The organism is Bacteroides sedimenti (assembly GCF_040365225.1).
Taxonomy (GTDB): Bacteria; Bacteroidota; Bacteroidia; order Bacteroidales; family Bacteroidaceae; genus Bacteroides; species Bacteroides sedimenti.
Genome location: NZ_AP028055.1, coordinates 405644 through 427467, shown reverse-complemented (window position 1 = coordinate 427467; position 21824 = coordinate 405644). Strand labels below are relative to the sequence as shown.

The window sequence follows — 21824 nt, the reverse complement described above, 5'->3', positions numbered from 1 at the left end:
ATATTTTTTTAAACATCATTCATCAGGCAGTTATTCTTCAAAATAAAGCTTCAAGGTTCCGGGGTTATTTAAAGAGGAAAAGATAAGTGCTTTCACAGCTATTATTCATTATACTTCGGCAATTGATTGTAGCCAATTCGAGGGTTGTTTGATTTATACAATCGGATAAATTCAATTTCTTTTGATTCACTTCTTTATCCGTTGCATAATCCGATTCCCATAAAATCTCCTTCTTGATGCCTTTGTTCGTCTGTAAAATCCTTCTCAATAATTTTGCTATTAGCACTTCCAAAATAATTAATCGAATTTACAAGATCCTTGCCGATGTAAATCTTTCCATTTGGGTATGTTATTTTATAAACAACTTTCTTCATTTGGTTTTATGACCTTAATATTTTCACCTATCATAAGTTACAGGTACAATATTGTTTTCTTGATATCGGTAATAGTAAAAATATGGATCAAAAAATGAAGGTGGATATCCGGTACCATCGTTCTTTAGAGAATATTGATTATCAGGAAAATAAATATATTCAAAATATTTCTTCTTTCCGGTTGGATTTAAGAATGTATAAAAGGTTGATTCAAAATCATATTTATTACAATCCGTAGATAATATGATTATTGGCTCATCATTTCCGTTATCAAGATAACCAACAATTCTCCTGTTATTTAAATAAATATATTTTTCCGAAACAGCTTCTTTTTCTGCAGATGTTAAACAGAATTCAGGCTTTGAATCATAGACTCTTAGTACTAATATTATTACGTACCCTTTCTGTTTCAATATATGCGTGCTATCATTAATTCCACGTATAATTGAATCCAATTGACCATTTACGACCTTAAAATTTTGCAAAGTAAATCCTTTATGCTTGGACTCGACTTTGCAACTAACAAAAATCATTGTAAGAAGTAAGACAATGAAAAATGGCAGAATTACCTTTCGTACTTTTCTTCTCATACATATATATCTTTACGTTCCATTTAAGTCTTTACCTTTTTATTCCGCCTTGCAATGCACACTCTTTTGGCTAGGAACTTTGTGCCTCCAAGGCGAGGATGCAATCTTTAGCTCATATGGGGGTAATTCCTTATTTAAGGAGCTGAAATTATTTCCTTTAGATTCTTATCCAATTTATATGTTATACCATCAACCTTAATTCTTTTTGAATTGCATAAGACAGTGTCATTCACATTGTCATTATAATAGATAATAATTTTATATTTCGTTATAAAAACAGCCGGGTCTTTATCCGCACTATTTATAGTTTTAACTAAACTGTTTATTGAATCTCTATTATTGACAGCATGTTGTTTTTCCTTGTTTTGATCAAGTAATTCAACCAACACAAGTTTTGCAATATTGTTATTTCTAATCAAATTATCTGCTTTACAAGACATTAATAGAAAACATACAACAATAATAAGTACCTTATTCATAAAACAGAATTCTAATTGTTAACAACTTGTATTCATAACCCATTTGTTCCTACAACAGCAAAAGCAAAATCAACGTTGATACTCTCTATTTTTTGCTGACTCAGTAAATATAGTAATTCATATTAAATGTTTGTAACTTTTTAAGTACTATTTTTTATCTATTTTCATTGACATTGTAGGCATATTAGAGATTGCTATAATTCTTCTTCATAAAATTAAATAACTCATTAATAGGGACATTCATTTTTAATACAATTTATGAGAATGTTTCGTTCTTTGCAAATGATTAAGGTTATATTGATAAAAAAAATTCCTTCCCCCTTTATTTCCTACCTTTGCACCTTTTTACTAATTAAAACATAATCATTATGAAAAAAAGGAAAAGACATTTGTCCCCGAACAGCAGGATATTTATCCTAAAAATAAGTTAATTATTGAGTATCTTCTTGATTTTCTCAATAAAAAGAAGAAAAATGAGCACACACACCACGAATTTCGAAGGTTTTTAACAATTAGCAGAATCCTGATGAGGCACTACTTCGGAGTGTTAGAATGGCATGGCACAACACAACAGTTCAGCGAATACATTATACTCCTAGCATCCAGCGGATTACTCAAACATTCGCACAGTAAAGACTGTCGCAGTATGTCCGAAATATTTACGCTCTTCATGACCTTTTACAGGGCAAACGGACAGCGTGCCGAGCTCTCTCCAACAGGTCTTATTCCGGCTATGTATAAGGCACAGGCAAAGCTAAACACCAGATAGTAAGTATTTTACATTTTATACAAATACTTCTTTTTTATCTCAACTATTAAGTCGTTATTTACCCACATGGTTATATGTTATAACCATTTAAATCTATTTTTTTCATGAAAAACCCAAATCTGGTGAGTAGAATCACCAACCATTCCCACATTGGGAACGAGATGACTATCCACGACGTGGTGGAAGAAATCCGGAGTGACAAACACAAAGCGACAATCGCAGAAATCAGACGGCTGAACGATGCGGGCGAGTTCGATGCCGCTTCGCGACTCAAGGCGCAACTGCCGGGGGTAACCTTCAGCGGAACGTTTAAAGAGAAACGCAGGGCGGAGAACATCGACGTGTACAACTTTCAGTGTGTGTTCGATCTGGACCACATTCCTGCCGAAAAGCGCGAACAGGTGCGCCAGGCTCTCGAGAAATGCAGGTACACGCATGTGTGCTTCGACAGTCCGCGGATGGGACTAAAGGTGGTGTTGCGCGGCATGCCCATGGAATTCCCCGAAGGAAGCACACCCCAGCAGGAGCAGAAGCTGAGAATTGCCTATCACAAACAGCTTTTTAAACAGGGAGCGGCACACATTGAAAAGCTAACCGGGTGCGAGGTAGACAAGTCGGGCAGCGACCTTCCGCGCGTGTGCTACCTGTGCCACGACGAAAAGGCGTTCTTCCGCCCCGGCTCCGTGAAGTTTCCAGTTACCTTGGAGAACGACACAGGGTTCAAGGCCGAGCTGCGCCGCGTGCATAAGGAACTAAGGCAGACACAGGGCGCAGACCTCAACATCTCCATCCCCCTGGTGGGGGAAAAGGGCGGCAAGGTGAGGAAGAGCTACAACATGCACTTCCAGGCCATGGTGATGCAGCTAAGCCGCACCGAGGAGTACAAGCGGGGAAATCGAAACAACTTTCTGTACACCCTCTCGTGCATGTGCAACGAGGCGGGAATTCCCAAAAACGAATGCATGGCGCTGGTAGCCTGGCGTTACCCCGATCTTCCGGCTCAAGAGCGCAATTCCACGCTTGAAAGCGCATACAGCAACACGGAGAATCATGGCATAAAGCCGCTTAGCAAGCCTGCCATCCGCGTGCTTCATGCGCAAGAGTTCCTAAGCTCGAGGTTCGAATTCCGCTACAACGAGATAACCTGCAAGCTGGAATTCCGCAAAGTAGGTGCCGACCAGGAGTTCACCGTGATAGACGACTTCCACCTGAACAGCTTTTGGGTGGAGCTTTCGGAACATGGCTCGGAATGCACCGTGGGGCAGCTTCACTCCATCCTGAAATCGGAATTCAGTCCCGTGTACAACCCGCTGAAGGAGTATTTCAACAACCTGCCACAGTGGGACAAAACCGACCACATAGGCCGGTTTGCCGACCGCGTAAAAACCACCACTCCCGAGTATTGGAGAATCTGCCTGGAGAAATGGCTCTGCGCAATGGTGGCAACCGTAGTAAGAGCCAACGTGCAAAATCACGCCGTACTGATTCTTACCGGCGATCAGAGCATCGGGAAAACCACCTTTGCCCGCAGCATTCTTCCGCCCGAACTGAGTGATTACTACAGCGAAGCGAAAATCAGCAGCGAAAACAAGGACGATATGCTCATGGTAGCCAGCAAACTGATTATCAACACCGAGGAGATAGACGGAATGACGGGGCGCGAACTAAACCAGTACAAAGGGCTTATCACCCGTTCGGGGCTCTCAATCCGTTTGCCCTACGAGCGCAGCGCCAAGGAGCTGAAACGCATAGCCACGTTCATGGGGACAACTAACAATCTTGATATCCTTACCGATACAACAGGCACGCGTAGATTCCTTTGCTTCGAAACGCTTAGTTTCGACAACGAAAGCCCCATCAACCACCAGCAGCTGTATGCCCAGGTGATGCACATGCTTCAGGATAAGAAATGCCGGTTCTGGTTTACCAAGGAAGAGGCACTGATGATAGACAAGCGCAACGAACGCTTTGTGCAGATGACTGCCGAAGAGGAACTCATCATGGGAAACCTGCGCAAGCCCGGTACCGGCGACAAGATTTCCTACCTCACCGCAAGCGATATTGCCGACCTGCTGCATAAACGCAATGGTTTAAATATTACTCACGGAAGCAAGGTTACCATTGGCAGGGTGATGCGGAAGATGGGGTTTGAGCAAATGGCAAGCCGCTCTGGTGCTTTTAAACACAAAGTGCATGTTATTAACTTTGAAGAGGTTACGCTTAACAAGCATGTCAATGACGAAGTAAAGAAAAACCCTGATGCCACTCAGCAGAATCTTGACTTGTAATCCATCCTTGACCGATGTCTGAATAAAGCCCTGCTACTTTCATTATGGTAGCGGGGCTTTTTTCTTTGTCTATAAGCCAATGAGATGGGTATATTGCATAAAAGAGATCAAAAGCTGCCGCAATGCAGGAAAAGTAATATCAGCTTGGCATTGTATCCAAATTAAGCTCTTTCAATATGCTATTTATTTGTATATAAGTGTGCCTACCCTTTCTATCTGTAACATTATTTTAAAAGATAAAATTCACACCCTTATTTGTTTTACCATGTGTAACCTGCATGTTTTGATGCATATTTCAGTTGATTTTTAGACAAAGCAGAAGGCTATTTCCTGAGAACGGAGTAATAATCACAATTTAGTACATTTTATCAATAAAAATCAAAATAAATAAACATTGTTGATAATCAAGCATTTAACTATATATTCTAAAACAAAAACAGCCCTTTATGGTTAGTATGGTTAGTATAATTAGTCTATTTCTAAACCTTTTATAAAAATACAATTGCACTATATATATATAGGGAAATATAAAAAATATAAAGTTATAGGAAACTATCTAATCATACTCACCAGACTAACCATATTTTTTTGCAAATGTTCAATTATTTAACTTCAAGACTAAGAATCATCACATCGGCATCCTGGGCAATAATATTCCGATTCTACATATACTTCCATAGTTGGTCAATAAATGAAGTGCAACGCAAACTATAAGCCTTGTGCGCCAACAACCTTAATTTCTTAAAAAAATTAATAATATAGGGCTATATATTGCTGGGAAACTATAAAGAGAGTACTTTTATGCCCCGAACGGTGGAGCGAAGCGTCCCCAAAAAACGGGGAGCAATCCGAAAAAGCAGCAACAACACAGGTTTACATTAAATTTAGTACCGAGATATGAAAAAAAGACTTTGTTTATCTATCATGGCCGTAATGGCATTCGTGGCCGTAATGGCGCAGCAACCGCTGTTTCCCACCCCGGCATCTTACAAAAGCATGAAGAGCGAGTTTGGAATTGGAAGCAAGACTCTGATTGGGGGCAATCAGAAATATGCTGCAAAGCTGGCTTCTGAATTGTCGCTTCAGCTGAAAGAGTTTTTCACCCCTACCGCCCGTCCCAACACAATTACACTACTGCTCAACAAAGAATTGGGCATGCCCGAAGAGGGATATCAGCTTACCGTAAACGCCGATTCCATCATCCTGAAAGCATCTTCGGAGTCGGGACTCTACCATGGCAAGGAGGCGCTGATGCAGCTGGCTCGCTTCGGGAAGGGCAAGGTGAAATGTTGCAGGATTGACGACTCGCCACGCTACGAATGGCGCGGATTTATGCTCGACGAGAGCCGTCACTTCTTCGGAAAGGAGAAGGTAAAGCAGCTGCTCAACATCATGGCTTCACTCAGGCTCAACGTGTTTCACTGGCATCTAACGGATGAACCGGGCTGGCGCATTGAGATAAAAAAATACCCGAAGCTGACACAGATTGGGGCTGTGGGCAACTGGCACGACCCACTGGCGGCGCCAACCTTCTACACCCAGAAGGAGATAAAGGAAATTGTGGCCTATGCTGCCGAACGACACATCATGATTATCCCCGAATTCGACATGCCGGGGCACGCCACTGCCGCTTGCCGGGCATATCCCGAGCTTTCGGGCGGAGGCGAAGGCCGGTGGCAGCACTTCACCTTTCATCCTTGCAAGGAGGAGACTTACCAGTTTATCAGCGATGTGCTCGATGAAATAATTCAGCTGTTCCCCTCGCCCTACGTTCACCTGGGGGGAGACGAGGTGCATTTTGGCAACCAAAGCTGGTTTACCGACCCGGAAATACAGCGTTTTATCCAAGAAAAAAATCTAGTGAACGAAACAGGACTCGAGCATTACTTCATTCGCCGGGCAGCCGACCTGCTGGCTTCGAAAGGAAAGACCATGATTGGGTGGGACGAGATAGTGGATGCCGGCATTTCGCCCGACAAGGCCGTTGTAATGTGGTGGCGGCACGACCAGAGAAGTCAGCTGCTCAAGGCGCTGGAAAGGGGTTACCGCGTTATCCTTACGCCGAGAAGACCGCTGTATGGCGACTTCATTCAGGATGGAGCACACAAAACCGGTAGGCAGTGGGATGGCTACAATCCGATAGAGGACATCTACCTTTTCCCCGAACCTGTGTCGCACCTGTTCAAGGGCTACGAGAAGCAGATTATGGGGATGCAGATTTCCTTGTGGACAGAGAGGGTTGCCGACGAGAAACGGCTTGATTTTATGACCTTCCCCCGACTGACAGCCATGGCCGAGTCGGCCTGGACTCCTGCCCTGCGAAAGGATTTCAGTCTGTTTATGCAGCGTTTGCCCTACTTCTTACGGTACCTGGACTCGCTGGGCATTTACTACTATAATCCGTTCGACAGGAACTATCACGCTGAACCCAACGCTCCGGAGAAAGAGGATGTGTTGCAGAATGGGTAATTGTGACAGAGCAATCAAAAAGTCCCGCCGTCTTTTTGGAAAAGACGGCGGGACTTTTTTAAAACCCGGCGAGAGTTTTATGCAAAGGTGACCAGCTTTCGAGCAGCTCAGAAACGCTTTCTCGTTTTAGAAATCCTTTTCCTACTCCATACAGCGGTTCGTTTTCTTTCTAAGAATCGGTTTACTTTCCATTTCAGTAGCGGTTTCTACACCTAAACAGCAATTTATCTCCTTTCTCGGAAAAGATTTAACTGTTTCAGGAAGAACAAAACCAAATTCCACTGCAAGACATTTACGGGGTGCCAGAAGCCTTTTCGCACACAGCACGACCCTTTCTCTTGAAACCGCTTCACGGTTCTCCCAGATAGCGTGTAATAACCTCCACTTCGCGCGGCGTTAGAATCTTGCAGTTCTTTCGGTAGCCCATCTCCTCCAGCTCCCTGTAGAGTGACTCGTTACGCATCATCCACCGGGTAAGCGTACGCAATGCCTCGCGCACAGACATGTGCGGATTATAAAGCATCGCCAGCTCTGATTTACCATAAGCTTTTACTCTGAATTCCGTACAATTATTCTTCATATTATAAATATTGATTACTATATCAATATACTAAATATCAGGCAGATGGGCAAGTAAAAGAGAAGTTTAAATTCCTCAAACATAAGATTTTCACGATACAAAGCTATGGCAGAGCAATAGGCAACCCCAACAAAGCAAGTTGTGTTCCGGCCTCAACGCCTGCAAATACTGCACTTATCAATACGCACCGCTGTTTTTCGTTATTACATCGGGGCATACCAGCGCAACAGGGTCCCAATAGATTGAGCAAGATGTGTGCACAATCTCGGTTTAAATAAAAGGCTAATGCAATTTTATGCGCGAAAGAAACTGGCTCAACATGCAGTTTTGAGCAGTATCTACATACTGAGAATCTATTATTTTATATCTTTGCCCCCACAAACACCCCAATTTGCAGGGGCGGATAAGAATAACGCCTGGCAAAACGGACAAGAAACAACTTTGTTAATATTTAGATTAAAAACATCATGAACAAACCACAAACTGTAATGCCTGATTTTAAAATCATCAGAAAAATACTTTTCATCTGCCTGCTGCTCTCTTCACTGATAACATGGGCGCAAAAACCTATGTCGGGAAAACAGGAACGTGAACTTTGGATAAAAACAATGATTCGCATTGCCCACCCGGTAGTGAACAACCTTGCCGAAGGAACCTTGAAAAAGAACATGCCTTACGAATCATTGGCGGGCAACACTCAACGTTTCTCTTACCTTGAAGCCGTAGGAAGAACCGTTTGCGGCATTGCCCCATGGCTTGAACTGGGTCCCGACAACACTCCGGAAGGACAGTTGCGCGAGAAATACATCAAGCTTGTCATAAAAGGGTTGAAAAATGCAGTAAATCCCGATTCTCCCGACTATCTGATTTTCGGAGTGCCATCGCAACCTCTGGTAGATGCGGCTTTCCTGGCCGAAGGACTGCTTCGTGCTCCGAAGCAACTGTGGGGAAATTTAGATAAGCAAACCCAGGAAAGGATGATTGCCGAGCTGAAAAGCAGTCGCGTGATAAAGCCCAACGAGAGCAACTGGCTTTTGTTTGCCTCAACCGTAGAGGCTGCCTTGCTCGAATTTACGGGCGAATGCGACATGAACCGTCTGAACTACGGTGTGCGTAAGTTCAGGGATTTGTGGTACAAAGGCGATGCTTTGTACGGTGATGGTGAAAACTTTCACATGGATTATTACAACAGCTTCGTGATACACCCTATGCTTACGGATGTGCTGGTAGTAATGAAAAAGCATAATATAGAAGGTTGTGATTTTCTGCAGACACAAACCAAACGTCTTTCTCGCTATGCAGAGCAGCTTGAACGCTTCATCTCTCCCGAAGGCACATATCCTGTTGTGGGACGCTCCATTGTTTACCGCACCGGAGTTTTCCATTCGCTGGCACAGGCCTCTTTGATGCATCTGCTGCCTGAATCAGTTAAACCGGAACAGGTTCGTTGCGCATTGACCCAAGTAATCCGCAATCAGTTTAAATCGGCCGATAACTTCGATGCAAACGGATGGTTGAAAATAGGGTTTGCCGGTAAACAAATCAAGATGTCCGAATCGTATATCAATACAGGCAGTCTGTACCTGTGCACAACCGGATTTCTATCTTTAGGCCTTCCTGCATCGGATCCCTTCTGGAGCAACCCGTATGCCGAATGGACCAGTAAAAAAGCGTGGAGCGGAAAAGAGGTAAAGGCAGACCATTCTCTATAACACAGGACGTGGCACTCTCCTATCCGAAAAGTTACTAGAGTCCTTCAAAAGCCACTGAACAAATGGATTAACGAGCCATTCTACATCATAGTTTGGAGCTTTCAAAAATATAAGGAGCCATTTCCCTCATGCAATGTGCATAGGAAATGGCTCTTTTATGTTGTATCAAGCCATTGATAGGAAATGGCTCTTTTATGTTGTATCAAGCCATTGAATGGTAATCAACAGCTTATCTGTCTACTTTATTGCCGAAACAATCCCTAGTTCAGCAACTGTGGCCCGACCACCGTCGAGTGTACGAACGGGTACAAGCTGAATGTACCTTGCTTTGATTGTACCAGGAAATGAAATCAGCTGTTCAATAGGATTGTTTTTGATGTTAGAGAACTCTCCCTCGGCTGCTTTTTCCCAGTTGATACCATCTTTGCTCACCTTGAAAACGTACTGGTCTATAATTCCAGAAACGGAACGGTCCTGACGAGGAACATAGCAGAATCCGGATATAGCGGCTTCGGCCCCCATATCAACAGTTAATGCTGCATCAGCCCCTGAAGGAAGGGTGCTAAACGTTTTGGAATCGCCATCAATAGCCAAGGCAGCATCTTTTATGTTCTGGTTGGAAGAAACAACTTTCCAGGACTTCTTGTAATTCTCGCTTTTCTTGTTGGCAACAGGCGTTTCAGTCGCAGTCTGAGGTTCGGCGTAAAGACCAAATTCGCCAATACATGGACAAGCATCGGCATCGATGATGCGCAGGCGAACCCTATCGGTTGTAACTTTCTTGCCTCGTATCAAACGACAGGAGCCAATGGCAACGCCACTTGCATACTCTTGCCACTTTCCATCTTGCATTACATCAACAGCCCATTTGTTTACGCGATGTCCCAGCTTGATATTCTCTCTTATTTTAATGACGTTGAAGCTTTTTTTCCCTTTTAGCTGAAGGGTGAGGTCGGCATTCTTAACCTTATCATCGGTTGCCCAATAGGTATACCGACTACCATCTAGCACTTGCGAAGCTGCATACTGAGCCGATTTGCCACGAACATTGCTGGCCTTGGCTATTGCCCCCTTGGCATAGTTTACTGCAAACATCTGCTTAACCAGTCGGCCGAATTCAGCTAACGAAGCAGCATCCGTTTCATAAATATGTCCGCGGCGGTCGGGCGGAATATTCAGAATCATATTTGCACCCCTACCTACCGACAAGAAATAGTGGTCGAGAAGTTGCGCGGCTGTTTTTACCTTGCCGTTCTCACTTTCGTGCCAGAACCACCCCGGACGAATTGAGAAATCGACTTCAGCAGGAACCCATTGCTTGCCATTGTGCGTGCCATTCTCCAGATTTTTAATCGAGATACCCGGACATAGTTTCTGATTCGGGTCCTCGGGTTCGAAGGTGATTGTAGACCAACAGGGGTCTTTTGCATATCCTTTTTCATTTCCTACCCAACGACAGCCCGGACCGATATCGCTAAAAATAACGGCATTAGGGTGCAACTCACTTAATATTTTCCAGGTGTTATCCCAGTCGTAGTAAGTTGCCTTGTCAATGTAGCGTGCCTCTCGGCTTCCACCATAATAGCCGTCGCCACCATTGGCTCCATCGTGCCAGCTTTCAAACACAGGTCCGTAGTTTGTGAGCAACTCACGGTACTGTGCGCGATAGGTCTTTATGTATTCTGGTTTTCCGTAATCCTTATTGTTACGGTCCCATGGTGAAAGATAAACGCCGAATTTCAACCCGTGACGTTTGCAGGCATCCGAAAACTCCTTCACCATATCCCCCTTGCCGTTTTTCCATGGGCTCTTGCTTATATTGTGCTCGGTAGTTTTGGTAGGCCACAGGCAAAAACCATCATGGTGCTTGCAGGTGAGTACTATTCCTTTGAGTCCTGCCGATTTAACAATCGAAGCGATGGCATCGGCATCAAAATCGGTTGGATTAAAGAGAGTAGGGCTTTCATCGCCATACCCCCACTCCTTATTGGTAAAGGTATTTATTGAAAAATGGATGAATGCATACATCTCCATCTCGTGCCATTTTACCTGACCTGCAGAGGGAAGAGCGCCATAGGGTTTTGGAGGCTTTGCCGTTGTTCGCTGAGCCAAAAGGCTGCCGGCACAAACCAGAAGTAATACTGTTGCCAATACTAATTTTCTCATAAGTTAATTGTGTTTTAGTTAGTTGTAATATTGGTTTAATAAACGGAATGTGTAAAAGGATGATATACATGCTGTTTCTCATTAGAATTAGTGCAAAGAAATACATAAATGAATGAATCTACAAGTAATTATCCGTTGTTTTAATAGCCAGATACAGATTATTACCCGACTGATGTTTCCTTGTCTTTAAAAAGAGATGCAAAGTTTCGTTCTCAAAAGTGGATTTGCGATAATATTATTTGGAAATAACTATAAAGAATATTATTTTCACACACGAAAAACATCAGTCAAAAGCTATGGGCTCAGAAAAATCTTTTAATAGCATTTACCAACTTGTATTCCTCAACGTAAAGGATAGAGACCACTTTACCCCAGCCATTTAATATATTTTATTCACTTATTAACTGCCGGTTATCAAAGCATTGAAAGATAGTCGGCCAATACTTATTTTATCATCACAAAAAGAATATATTTATGGAATTACCATTTGCAGAATCATGGAAAATAAAAATGATTGAACCAATCAGAAAAAGCACTCGCCAGGAACGCGAACAATGGATGAAAGAGGCTCATTACAATGTATTTCAACTCAGTGCCGACCGGGTTTATATTGATTTACTAACCGACTCGGGCACTGGAGCTATGAGCGACAGGCAATGGGCAGCAATGATGGTGGGAGACGAAAGCTACGCAGGGGCATCTTCCTTCTATCAGATGAAAGATGCCGTGACACGCATCACCGGATTTGAGTACGTGCTACCCACACACCAGGGGCGAGGTGCCGAAAACGTGCTGTTCTCTTGCCTGATAAAAGAGGGGGATATCTGTCCGGGGAATTCACACTTCGACACCACGAAAGGACACATCGAAATGAGAAAGGCATTTGCAGTGGACTGTACCATTGACGAAGCGAAAAACACGCAGCTGGAGATTCCTTTCAAGGGGAACGTGGACATCAACAAGCTGGAGGCAGTGCTGAAAAAGGATGGAGACCGTGTGCCATTCATCATTATGACTTGTACAAACAATACTTCGGGCGGACAGCCGGTTTCTATGCGGAATCTGCGCGAGACAAAGGCGCTGGCCGATAAATATGGCAAGAAGGTGATTATAGACTCTGCCCGCTTTGCCGAGAATGCTTACTTTATTAAGACTCGCGAAGAGGGATACGCGGATAAGAGCATTAAGGAGATTTGCAGGGAGATGTTTTCGTATGCCCACTGCATGACAATGAGCGCCAAGAAGGATGCCATTGTGAACATGGGAGGCTTTATTGCAACAAACGTGCAGGAATGGTACGATGCAGCTAAGGTGAAGAATATTATTTTTGAAGGGTACATTACTTACGGAGGTATGAGCGGACGGGATATGAACGCACTGGCAGTGGGTCTGGACGAGAATACCGAGTTCGAGAACCTGGAAACCCGCATCAAACAAGTGGAGTACCTAGGCAAGAAACTGGACGAATACGGAATTCCTTACCAACGCCCCACAGGCGGACACGCCATCTTCGTAGATGCTCCGAAAGTGCTTACACACGTTCCGAAAGAGCAATTCCCGGCTCAAACACTAGCGGTAGAGCTCTACCTGGAGGCAGGAATCCGTGGATGCGAGATTGGTTACCTATTGGCAGACAGAGACCCAATTACGCGCCAGAACCGCTTCAACGGGCTCGACTTGCTGCGCCTTGCCATTCCACGCCGGGTATATACCAACAACCACATGGATGTAATTGCCGCTGCCCTGAAGAATGTATTCGACCGCCGCGAATCAATTACCAAAGGTATGGAGATTGAATGGGAAGCGGAGCTGATGAGGCATTTCACCGTTAAACTGAAACGGGCGGAATAGTACGGTTAACAATAACACTTAGTCTCCCGATAAATAGAATCTCGGGAGACTAAGAAATATTACATCGTTTTATTTCCTTGACACTCTCCACTGTGTCTCATAACGATCGTAAAAATAAAAGAGTTATTTACTTTTGAATTTACAGTTTATTTGTTTTTTTTCAGCCCACTGATGAAACATTTCTATAGCTTTAGCTAATACACCGGCAGAACCTTTAAAATTCCCCGAACCGTTTGGTATATTTCCTTTGCCATACCATTCATAAAAACCTTTATTTTTAATCACCCTATCTATCATCGGACGAACCTGTGTATATGCATCTTCTACAAAACCATAAGCAATGAGTTGTTGAATCATACGTCCTCCAAACCAGGTCCAGTCACCACCATTCTGATAAATATACGGTTTCGACATTCCACCATGGAAAAAGCCTTCCGGATAAACCGGATAAAGAGTTAGTCCGATGCTTGGCATTCCAGATAGATGAACATTTTCAACCATTTGTTTCAGAACTATGGAGATCTCTTTTTTTGATAGCAAACCAGCTTCGATTGCAACAGATGTTCCACCATGATAATGCACATCAAGTTCATTGAACCCATCTGGAATGGGTGATTTATCTATATAAATGTGAGGAATGAATTTATTTCTTTTTTTATCCCACAAATATTTACGCGTATTTTTAACGAAACTTTTTCGCAACTCTTTCCAATGCGTTTTCTTCGTCTGGTCATTCGTCATCTTCTGCAAATAATCAAGTGCTATAATCATCATAGCATTGTCATATACATCAATGGCGCGATACGATAAATTATTCATATCACATCCAAAATCATCATAAGGCTGCACATCTCCCCAATCGGCAGTCATAGCGCCATAAAGCAATCCATATTTTTTGCTGTAACGTTCAGTCATCAGATAATCAATCATCAACTCCATGCGTTCTGACACAGTTTTTCCAGCAATGGTTTCTTTCAGGATAGAACAATCACCTGTTTTGCAAATATACTTTCCTACGATTTGTATAAGTGATGTTTCCTGATCAGTTTCTACCGTATTTTTAAAAGCCACATGATTGGGAGCTGCATCAGAGTAATAGGGGGTGTTATCGTACCATGTGAAGTCTTTTTTTAATACATAACCATCAATCATCTCATTGTTTGGTTGCTGAAGAGCAAAGAAAAGCAGAATAGCGTTTCGCAGGTCAGCGGGATTACTCTCCTCGCAAGCGGTTTCAACAAATGTATTCATATCGCGTGCCCAGATCTGAGAATATCCACTTCCGGCATTAAATCCGCTTCGAATTACAGCACGAGCCATACTGTCTACTTGTTTTAACGATACATCTTGAAGAATAGTTTCTGCTAATTGTTGCGCAGTTGATTTAGAACAACAAATGAATAAAATGGGCAGTATAATCCAATGAATTAATTTTGGCTTCATAACTAATATTTTTAGTGTAAAAGTAGAGGATTCTTTCTGTAAATCTATGTACATTTGTTTCGATTTAGTTATACAATCATCTGATTATTGCCAATTTAAAAATCAAAAAGGGATTTCAAGGTTAACTAATTGTTTCTTTACCGAAAGAACAATATGCAATTCTCTTTGGTGCCAGCCAAAAAAATCCTTGGACAATATACTGGTTGCATTACAGTCAATACATAATTGGTAAATGAGCCAACATTTCGACACATTAGATCATCGAAATGTCAGCTCAGTAAACAACCCAATTGTGCTTATTAAAGAAACAGAAATGTTCTTTTTATTGAACAATCTTTATTATTTATTTTCCAGCAGGTGCAGTTAATCTGAAGACCTCTCCTGCTTTCATTTCTTTCTCGATCAGCTCTCCGGTATATGGATTTTCCATTCTCAGCAAACCACCCTTTTCTGATTCGACGGTAAACTCCTTCACTGAACAGTTCTGATATACAGCAGATACAAGAAAAGCTCCCATGGCACGGAATCTCTTGAACGAAGCATCTTTCCAATTGTGAGGCAAAGCAGGAAATAGCTTGATGACTCCCGTATGGCTTTGCATTAACATTTCCTGTATGGCACTAGCACAGGCAAAGTTCCCTTCTAAAGTGAACGGGCGATAATCGAATCTGGAATAACCAGACCTGGTTTGATCGCCGTTCAAGTGGAAACTGTTTGGCGAGCAAAAAGCCTTAATAAAAATATGCAAGTTCTTTAATGCACCGTCTCCATCCATGACCCTTGCTTTCATATTGGCTAACCAGGCGTAGGTATAGCCAATCCACCAATCCGGACCCAAATCTTCAAAATGTTTAATCGATTTCAGAATCAATGCTTTATCAGTATCTCCCTTACTGACATCAATAAGTCCAAAAGGATGAAAAGAAAGCATGTGCGACAAGTGGCGATGCGATTCCTTCAACGGATAATTGGGGGCGATAAGTAGACCATTTTCATCAGACGCTTCTTGCGGCCACTCTTCCAGCAGCTTTTGCCATCGAGCAGCCTCGTTTCTTTCACCTAACGCATTTGCCATCTCAGTTGCCACGGTATATGTGAGACGAATGTTAGACAGATCATAATTGGTGGTTTCGGTAAACCAAGCATCTATGCGATTATCATTAATTTCTGGCGAAGATGAAAGAGGGAGTTTTCGCTTTCCATTGTCTCCAATTACGGAGATATTGTTGAAGTAAATGGCTGTTTGTTTTACAAACGGATAGGCGCGATTCATTAAGAAGTCCTTATCCATGCTATATTTCCATTGCAGATAGAAATAATGACACAACCATCCTGCAGTTGAAGGAGAGTGAGAGTATGGACTCCATCCACCAATAGCTTTACCTGTAAGTGTCGCAATACAAGGAACATTAAGACCTTTAACGCCAAAGAAACGATGTGTAAAATCTTTAGAGTTATCTTTGATTTTCCAGAGCCAATCGGTAAAAACAGATGATTCTTCCAAATGATTAGAGCTATATCCAGGCCAGTAACTCAACTGTGTGTTTAAGTCATTGTGGAAATCGCCTCTCCAAGGAGGCGTTTGTCCATTATCTGCCGTCCATATAGCCTGTAAAGAGATAGGCGGTGCATTCTTACGTGAAGAGGCTCCAAATTTGTATTGCTCTAAATACCATTGTTTTTCTAAAAGCGGATCGGGAATAGAAATTTCTGATTGCGCCCAATAATTTTTCCACCAAGCAACGTGTTGCTGCAATGCCTTCTTGTAGCTAATATGAGATGATTGTTCCAATAGTTGTTGTGCTTTCTTGGACTCAGAATACCATGTGCCCTTTGATGTTACACAAAAAGAGCCTTCCAACGTTGAGCTATTAAAAGTGTTCCAAGTCAGTGCAATTTCGTAAGAAACTTTGCCCCAGGCTTGTTGGTGGTACACAAGAATATTCTTTTTAGGGTGCAGGATTATTCCTTTTTTATAGCCTAAAGAACTGAGCGGTCTTACACTTTTAGGCATACTAACATCCAGATTCGTACTTTCTTCGTAAGATGGTACTACCAACAGAGGAATCAGTTCGCTTGGTAAGTTCTCAAAAATGAAACGACCGGAATTGTCAGCGGCATGAATAAAGAATTGAGCCTTAACACCATTTTTCCAATGAATGTGACATACCGCCCGGGCTACGTCTAAACGAACTTGCTCTATCTCTCCAAGTGGTTTAATGCAAAACTCTATTCCTCCGGCCGGTATTTTAGTGGGGGCAGGATCTAGCCGACTACGATCATCGATCAACGATTGAACAGGCTTGAGGTCTTTCTTGTGAATAATTTGTTCGCAAACGAAGCGATACGAATAGTTTTTTGATTTCTCAAACTCTTTAACCGGGCGTAGATCCCAAAGGTCGGCCCGGTCAATTCCAATGCGTAAATTATCTCCTTTTTGCCATATCAAGGCTCCGATAATGCCATTACCCAACGGAATAGCCTCATCCCACACTGTAGGCAGAGATTGAAACACCAAGTCATTTATTGGTTGTGGTAAGTTGGAGACGATTCTGGTCTTGAGCGAGTCCTCTTTAATGAAACTGTAACTAACTTCTTGTTCGTAAATAGTTTTTTTATCAATTGATGAGGGTAACAAGAGATTTGTCTGTGTCTTCATGCCATATGAAACTTGCCAACAAAAAAACAGGCATCCAATGATTCTTATAGTTTTAAAACTTGAAATAATTTTTCTTTTCATATAAAAGATTTATTTTACAATGTATTTTATTTAGACTAACATTATGCAAATGTAGGCCGAGATTGACCTTTACAATATACTTTTTTAGTACAGATTTCATTCAAAATCATCCGAATTAACGATTATTTGAAATGATTGAAGGCAATTATTGCATTTTACCCATCTACTTGGCACAATATTCGCGTTGTGATTTTGGCTTATACATTTTCATAATTTCATCAGTCGCACCAATAACTATTCACATTTTTAAATTCCATATAAGAGACCTTCTTTCCAAAAACAACAGCTGATTGATAAAGTAATGACAAGATTAGAAACTTACAAAAAATGGGAATAATCTTTTTTCGTTACATATATTATACATATATTTGCATTGCTAATAATTTGGTGTCGCATATTCCAAATTTGCTTCGGAACATGCGATGAAAAGGGAATCAGGTGAAAATCCTGAACAGACCCGCTGCTGTAAGCTCCGCTAATGCGTGCTGAACATACTTTAGCCACTGATTCGTGAAAACGATTGGGAAGGCGTTCAGAACACGGGAGTAAGTCAGAAGACCTGCCATATTATATTGTTATAAGCTTCGGGAATAGAGCTAAAAACGGCACGTACTGACTTGTATTGTTTCATTTTTTTTCAAGTTCTCTTTTTGTACTTGTCATTTTATTTGTCGTCCGGTTGTAAATCTGACGAAAAGATGTCTTGTTTATTCAAGGCACTCCTGAACGATCCGCCTGTAGATTAAAAAATCTCCGAAAGAAGCTTATGTAGCAATAGTAAAAGTAGCTAACAGTACTTATTTACAAATAATCATTAATAACCAATTAAAAAGATTTTATTATGAACAAAAGTATTTTACTAGCGCTAACATTTCTCTTATTAATCACAAATGTTATAAATGGACAGACGGTTAACGGCAGGACTGCAACTTTTGATAATTTGTCCCTCGACCCTGAAAGTCGCTGGTGGGGAGATAATACAAGTAGCAACTACCAATCTGTATTTCAAAGCGGAGCTTATGTGTTCACCAATACGCTGGTAGAGAGTTATAAAACCTGGGGAGGATTTGCCTATTCCAATCTCACATCAACTTCGTTTGAACCATCCGATTTTCTTAATCAACAGTTTCGGTCGGCAGTGGGACACGGAGTAGATAATTCTAAAAATTACGCAGTAGTATATACATTTGGAGCCAGAACACGAGTAACGATCTCAGACATGCCTAATGGAGAACAAATCAGCGGTTTTTATATTTCCAATTCTGCCTGGGTGAAGTATGTTTCCGAACATGGTACCGGAATGAATTCTACCGGACAATCGGATGCAAATACCCCATTTGGGGTAGGCGATTGGTACAAGATTACCGCTAAAGGCAGCAACGGCAAATCGCTGGATTTCTACCTTGCCGATTATCGTTCCGAGAATCCTGACAATCATTACACACTAGATTCCTGGCAATGGTTTGACCTTCGCGAACTCGGAATCGTGAAATACATTGATTTTAAAGCAGATGGCACGAGAAAGAATGCTTCAGGTTCCACTATCCCACTCTATTTTTGCATGGATAATTTTGGTGGAGAAAGAAATATAACTCCTGCTGATAAGCAGAATATGCATCCAAACACCTCGTTTACTTTATCGCTCGGTTCATTATTCAACCTTATTTCGCCAGCTTCCGGTTCAGAAATTCAGTATGCAACTTCAAATCCTGTATATACCATTACCGATGCACCCAATGCCACTTATGCCACAGCTACCATTAATGCAGATAACCTGCAGATAAATTCAGCTTCGGAAGGCACAACTTCGCTTGTTGTTAGCCGGACTGTTCTGGGTGTGACAACATTTGTCCGGATTCCGGTTGATGTTACACTCTCTACAGAGTTAAAACAACCAAAATTACAGAGTATTATTTCTCCGAATCCTGCTTCAACCTTTACCATTCTGAGCTTAAGCGGGAACGTAACAATCTACTCTATAAATGGGGTTAGAGTATATGAAAACGCCAATTACGAAGCCAATACGCTAATAAATGTGAGCAGTTGGGCAAATGGCGTGTACTTTGTAAGAATGAACGGGCAAACAATAAAATTAATAAAACGATAGAGTTTGAAACTTATAAAAAGAACCATATTCAATCCACAATAGAGATTGAATATGGTTCTTTTAAAGCTCTGAAGTTAATTAAAAACGAGATTTGTACCTTCTTTCTTTAAAAATCAAGATGTTTGTTACAGTTCTTTATATGAACAACAATTCAACTATTCAGCAACCCGAAAACAACTGAAACAAACTATATAGCTATAATTATCAGAAATAAAATCTGAATCCGGGAAGAATAGTAATTCTGGCAATGCCGTTAGCATTATCTTCTGTTGAAGAATATACGTTTCCAAGATTATCTTTCATATCTCCCAGTTGACTGGTAACAGCTCCGATAGATAATCCTATGCCCAGATGTTTAGTCAGCATATATTCTGCACCGAAATCAACGCTTATTCCAACCCCGCTTGCCCACATATTGTATCCGTTGCTTGCCTTTTCATCGTGCCTGAAATAACCGATTCCGTATTTACCTGCCAGCATCCATTTATCTCCAACCATCCAACGTCCGCTCACAAATGGAGCAATGTAGGTTGAATTGAAAGAATCGCTTCCACCATAGAAAGATACTGACGAACGGAATCCGGAGTAAATGATACCAACTCCCCATCCGCTCTTGAATGAATGCTCATATTCAAATCTCCAATCGGTTCCGCTTCTAAGTTGAGAGGCAACCGCGCTACTGAAACCATCTCCGTCATTATAAATATCACTGTAAATATAGGCATAACCCACACTAGCCGAGAAGGTATTTCTAGGCACTATGCGCTTATTAACCATTATTTTAGATGGTACAAACTGGTTTAAATGCTTATTAACCAGCAAGGAATCGTTTATTATCTTACTGTCTAAAAGCAGCATGGTTCCGGAAATCTGATGGCAACTGCTCCATACAGATGGTTTTGAGTGTGCGGTAATCATCAATCCATTGCCTCCGTTCTTCGACACTTCATTTTTAGCAAAAGAAAGCACTTCATCATATTTGCATTTCGTTGTAAAACCGCCATCTCGCACATTGACATGTCCTATTGTAGTGGCAGAACCGGGAACTGTATCGCCTATATTATAAACAACTACGGAATCGGGCGACACGATAGCCGGGTACGATTTTAGTATTTGTGTTGTTATCCGGGGATTGCATGATGTTACAACAATCATGAGCAGAAGTAATAAAAAGCCATTTTTTTTCATAGAGTCATTTAAATTAAAAAATAAATTATTTTAGTTTCACGTGTTTTATTTCAATATAAAATAAATTCATAATTATACAGGATTGATAAACTGAGAAATTCGCCACCTATATATTGACAAAATTAGCCATATTCATGTCATATCAAACAGTTTATCTATATTATAAAATATGACATGCATCAGATTTAATTAAAACCTGTGCGAATATAACAATTAAAACAAACATACCAAGTACAATATAACAGATTTATATTAATATTTTATTATGCTGTTATGCATCACACAGTAAAATAGCACCTCGATTTACTATAATCATTGCATTCAGGATGAAAAAAATGAGAAAATTGATTGCTAAACATTAAGGATACTGCTGCAGGTAAGAACAAGTTAAATAAAAAACAACATAATTAAATAAGAGAAGCAAGGCTGAAATGCAGAAAGAAACTCCGTTACTGGAGTAAGTGAAAGAGTATAATAAACTGATTCCTGTTGGCTATAATTATTCCCTAACCTATGCAAAGTTGACAGACTCGTATACTACCCCGATACAATTTGTCTTCATGAAATGTAGCGTCTGAAACAGGTGATGCTGTAATTTATATAGAGTTACCTCCCTGCTCTTCGCCAAGATTATCGGAAACAAGCTTTTCATAAAAAGCAAAGAAGCTGCCCAATCGCTTGAGCAGCTTCTTTTTTCAATTGCAAAATGGCTCTATTTTTTACATAGCCGTTTTATACTTTATAAACCCGTTTCTGTACAGACTGGCAATGTAGGTGGTGATACGGTATTCGTAGTTTTCTTCCTGACCGAAGTGTTCGGCCAGCAGCTCCGTAATCTCTTTCACCGTGCGGTTGCCATCTATCAAATCCCAAACAGCCGTTCCATGCTCTTCGAGCCGGATATGTATATTGGCCGATTTTCCTCTCGGCACAAAATACTTCTGCATAAACTTATTTCGGAAGCGGGGAAATACAACCACCGATAGGCCATCCTCCTTTTCCGTTGTAATATGCTCGCTGATGTATGGAATCACATCAAACAGGTTTACTTTCTCTTTATTCTTCATA

15 protein-coding genes and 1 riboswitch are annotated in these 21824 nt (G+C 41.5%); of the genes, 6 read left to right on the top strand and 9 right to left on the bottom strand.

Annotated features, from left to right (window positions below; all coding sequences use genetic code 11):
• Nucleotides 1-194: 194 nt before the first annotated feature.
• From ABWU87_RS01590 to ABWU87_RS01580, 3 genes are all read right to left on the bottom strand, one after another.
• Complete coding sequence (locus ABWU87_RS01590) at nt 195-374, bottom strand: hypothetical protein (RefSeq protein ID WP_353332643.1); 180 nt, start codon at nt 372-374, stop codon at nt 195-197.
• A 23-nt stretch (nt 375-397) separates the two neighbouring features.
• Nucleotides 398-964 (bottom strand): hypothetical protein, encoded by a 567-nt coding sequence (locus tag ABWU87_RS01585; RefSeq protein WP_353332641.1) that lies wholly within the window; start codon nt 962-964, stop codon nt 398-400.
• Nucleotides 965-1098: 134 nt separating this feature from the next.
• Nucleotides 1099-1443 (bottom strand): hypothetical protein, encoded by a 345-nt coding sequence (locus ABWU87_RS01580; protein WP_353332639.1) that lies wholly within the window; start codon nt 1441-1443, stop codon nt 1099-1101.
• Nucleotides 1444-2089: 646 nt separating this feature from the next.
• Here ABWU87_RS01580 and ABWU87_RS01575 point away from each other — a divergent pair.
• From ABWU87_RS01575 to ABWU87_RS01565, 3 genes are all read left to right on the top strand, one after another.
• A complete protein-coding gene (locus tag ABWU87_RS01575; RefSeq protein WP_353332637.1) occupies nt 2090-2212 on the top strand; it encodes a hypothetical protein in 123 nt (40 codons plus the stop codon).
• A 104-nt stretch (nt 2213-2316) separates the two neighbouring features.
• The gene (locus ABWU87_RS01570) at nt 2317-4500 is read left to right on the top strand and encodes a VapE domain-containing protein (protein WP_353332635.1); all 2184 of its coding nucleotides are present in this window, start codon (nt 2317-2319) and stop codon (nt 4498-4500) included.
• Between the two features lie 897 nt (nt 4501-5397).
• Nucleotides 5398-6969, top strand: a complete 1572-nt coding sequence (locus tag ABWU87_RS01565; protein ID WP_353332633.1) for a beta-N-acetylhexosaminidase — start codon at nt 5398-5400, stop codon at nt 6967-6969.
• Between the two features lie 349 nt (nt 6970-7318).
• On the opposite strand, the gene ABWU87_RS01560 is transcribed toward ABWU87_RS01565, so the two are convergent.
• Complete coding sequence (locus tag ABWU87_RS01560) at nt 7319-7549, bottom strand: DUF4248 domain-containing protein (protein ID WP_353332631.1); 231 nt, start codon at nt 7547-7549, stop codon at nt 7319-7321.
• 488 nt (nt 7550-8037) lie between these two features.
• Between ABWU87_RS01560 and ABWU87_RS01555 the strand changes: the two genes are divergently transcribed.
• Nucleotides 8038-9261 carry a DUF2264 domain-containing protein gene (locus ABWU87_RS01555; protein WP_353334393.1) on the top strand — a complete coding sequence of 408 codons (1224 nt, stop codon included), beginning with the start codon at nt 8038-8040 and terminating at the stop codon, nt 9259-9261.
• 237 nt (nt 9262-9498) lie between these two features.
• Here ABWU87_RS01555 and ABWU87_RS01550 read toward each other — a convergent pair whose 3' ends face one another.
• Nucleotides 9499-11427, bottom strand: a complete 1929-nt coding sequence (locus ABWU87_RS01550) for an alpha-L-fucosidase (RefSeq protein ID WP_353332629.1) — start codon at nt 11425-11427, stop codon at nt 9499-9501.
• Between the two features lie 474 nt (nt 11428-11901).
• On the opposite strand from ABWU87_RS01550, the gene ABWU87_RS01545 reads away from it, so the two are divergent.
• Nucleotides 11902-13278 carry a tryptophanase gene (locus tag ABWU87_RS01545; protein ID WP_353332627.1) on the top strand — a complete coding sequence of 459 codons (1377 nt, stop codon included), beginning with the start codon at nt 11902-11904 and terminating at the stop codon, nt 13276-13278.
• Nucleotides 13279-13401: 123 nt separating this feature from the next.
• Here ABWU87_RS01545 and ABWU87_RS01540 read toward each other — a convergent pair whose 3' ends face one another.
• Together ABWU87_RS01540 and ABWU87_RS01535 are read right to left on the bottom strand one after the other, a co-directional pair.
• The gene (locus ABWU87_RS01540) at nt 13402-14721 is read right to left on the bottom strand and encodes a hypothetical protein (protein WP_353332625.1); all 1320 of its coding nucleotides are present in this window, start codon (nt 14719-14721) and stop codon (nt 13402-13404) included.
• A gap of 343 nt (nt 14722-15064) precedes the next feature.
• Complete coding sequence (locus ABWU87_RS01535) at nt 15065-17380, bottom strand: glycosyl hydrolase family 95 catalytic domain-containing protein (protein WP_353332623.1); 2316 nt, start codon at nt 17378-17380, stop codon at nt 15065-15067.
• A 449-nt stretch (nt 17381-17829) separates the two neighbouring features.
• Nucleotides 17830-18042: riboswitch (cobalamin riboswitch) on the top strand.
• 260 nt (nt 18043-18302) lie between these two features.
• On the opposite strand from ABWU87_RS01535, the gene ABWU87_RS01530 reads away from it, so the two are divergent.
• Nucleotides 18303-19568, top strand: coding sequence for a DUF4465 domain-containing protein (locus tag ABWU87_RS01530; RefSeq protein WP_353332621.1), 1266 nt, complete (start codon nt 18303-18305; stop codon nt 19566-19568).
• A gap of 204 nt (nt 19569-19772) precedes the next feature.
• Here the strand turns inward: ABWU87_RS01530 and ABWU87_RS01525 are convergent, their stop codons facing one another.
• Together ABWU87_RS01525 and ABWU87_RS01520 are read right to left on the bottom strand one after the other, a co-directional pair.
• Complete coding sequence (locus ABWU87_RS01525) at nt 19773-20723, bottom strand: hypothetical protein (protein ID WP_353332619.1); 951 nt, start codon at nt 20721-20723, stop codon at nt 19773-19775.
• A gap of 752 nt (nt 20724-21475) precedes the next feature.
• Nucleotides 21476-21823 (bottom strand): PqqD family protein, encoded by a 348-nt coding sequence (locus ABWU87_RS01520; RefSeq protein ID WP_353332617.1) that lies wholly within the window; start codon nt 21821-21823, stop codon nt 21476-21478.
• Nucleotide 21824 lies beyond the last annotated feature (1 nt).

Excerpts from the sequence above, each read along its gene's own strand:
- ABWU87_RS01550 (WP_353332629.1), bottom strand. The coding sequence starts at position 11,427 with ATGAGAAAATTAGTATTGGCAACAGTATTACTTCTGGTTTGTGCCGGC.
- ABWU87_RS01525 (WP_353332619.1), bottom strand. The coding sequence starts at position 20,723 with ATGATTGTTGTAACATCATGCAATCCCCGGATAACAACACAAATACTA.
- ABWU87_RS01555 (WP_353334393.1), top strand. The coding sequence starts at position 8,038 with ATGCCTGATTTTAAAATCATCAGAAAAATACTTTTCATCTGCCTGCTG.
- ABWU87_RS01565 (WP_353332633.1), top strand. The coding sequence starts at position 5,398 with ATGAAAAAAAGACTTTGTTTATCTATCATGGCCGTAATGGCATTCGTG.
- ABWU87_RS01570 (WP_353332635.1), top strand. The coding sequence starts at position 2,317 with ATGAAAAACCCAAATCTGGTGAGTAGAATCACCAACCATTCCCACATT.
- ABWU87_RS01520 (WP_353332617.1), bottom strand. The coding sequence starts at position 21,823 with ATGAAGAATAAAGAGAAAGTAAACCTGTTTGATGTGATTCCATACATC.
- ABWU87_RS01560 (WP_353332631.1), bottom strand. The coding sequence starts at position 7,549 with ATGAAGAATAATTGTACGGAATTCAGAGTAAAAGCTTATGGTAAATCA.
- ABWU87_RS01535 (WP_353332623.1), bottom strand. The coding sequence starts at position 17,380 with ATGAAGACACAGACAAATCTCTTGTTACCCTCATCAATTGATAAAAAA.
- ABWU87_RS01590 (WP_353332643.1), bottom strand. The coding sequence starts at position 374 with ATGAAGAAAGTTGTTTATAAAATAACATACCCAAATGGAAAGATTTAC.
- ABWU87_RS01575 (WP_353332637.1), top strand. The coding sequence starts at position 2,090 with ATGTCCGAAATATTTACGCTCTTCATGACCTTTTACAGGGCAAACGGA.
- ABWU87_RS01530 (WP_353332621.1), top strand. The coding sequence starts at position 18,303 with ATGAACAAAAGTATTTTACTAGCGCTAACATTTCTCTTATTAATCACA.
- ABWU87_RS01585 (WP_353332641.1), bottom strand. The coding sequence starts at position 964 with ATGAGAAGAAAAGTACGAAAGGTAATTCTGCCATTTTTCATTGTCTTA.
- ABWU87_RS01545 (WP_353332627.1), top strand. The coding sequence starts at position 11,902 with ATGGAATTACCATTTGCAGAATCATGGAAAATAAAAATGATTGAACCA.
- ABWU87_RS01580 (WP_353332639.1), bottom strand. The coding sequence starts at position 1,443 with ATGAATAAGGTACTTATTATTGTTGTATGTTTTCTATTAATGTCTTGT.
- ABWU87_RS01540 (WP_353332625.1), bottom strand. The coding sequence starts at position 14,721 with ATGAAGCCAAAATTAATTCATTGGATTATACTGCCCATTTTATTCATT.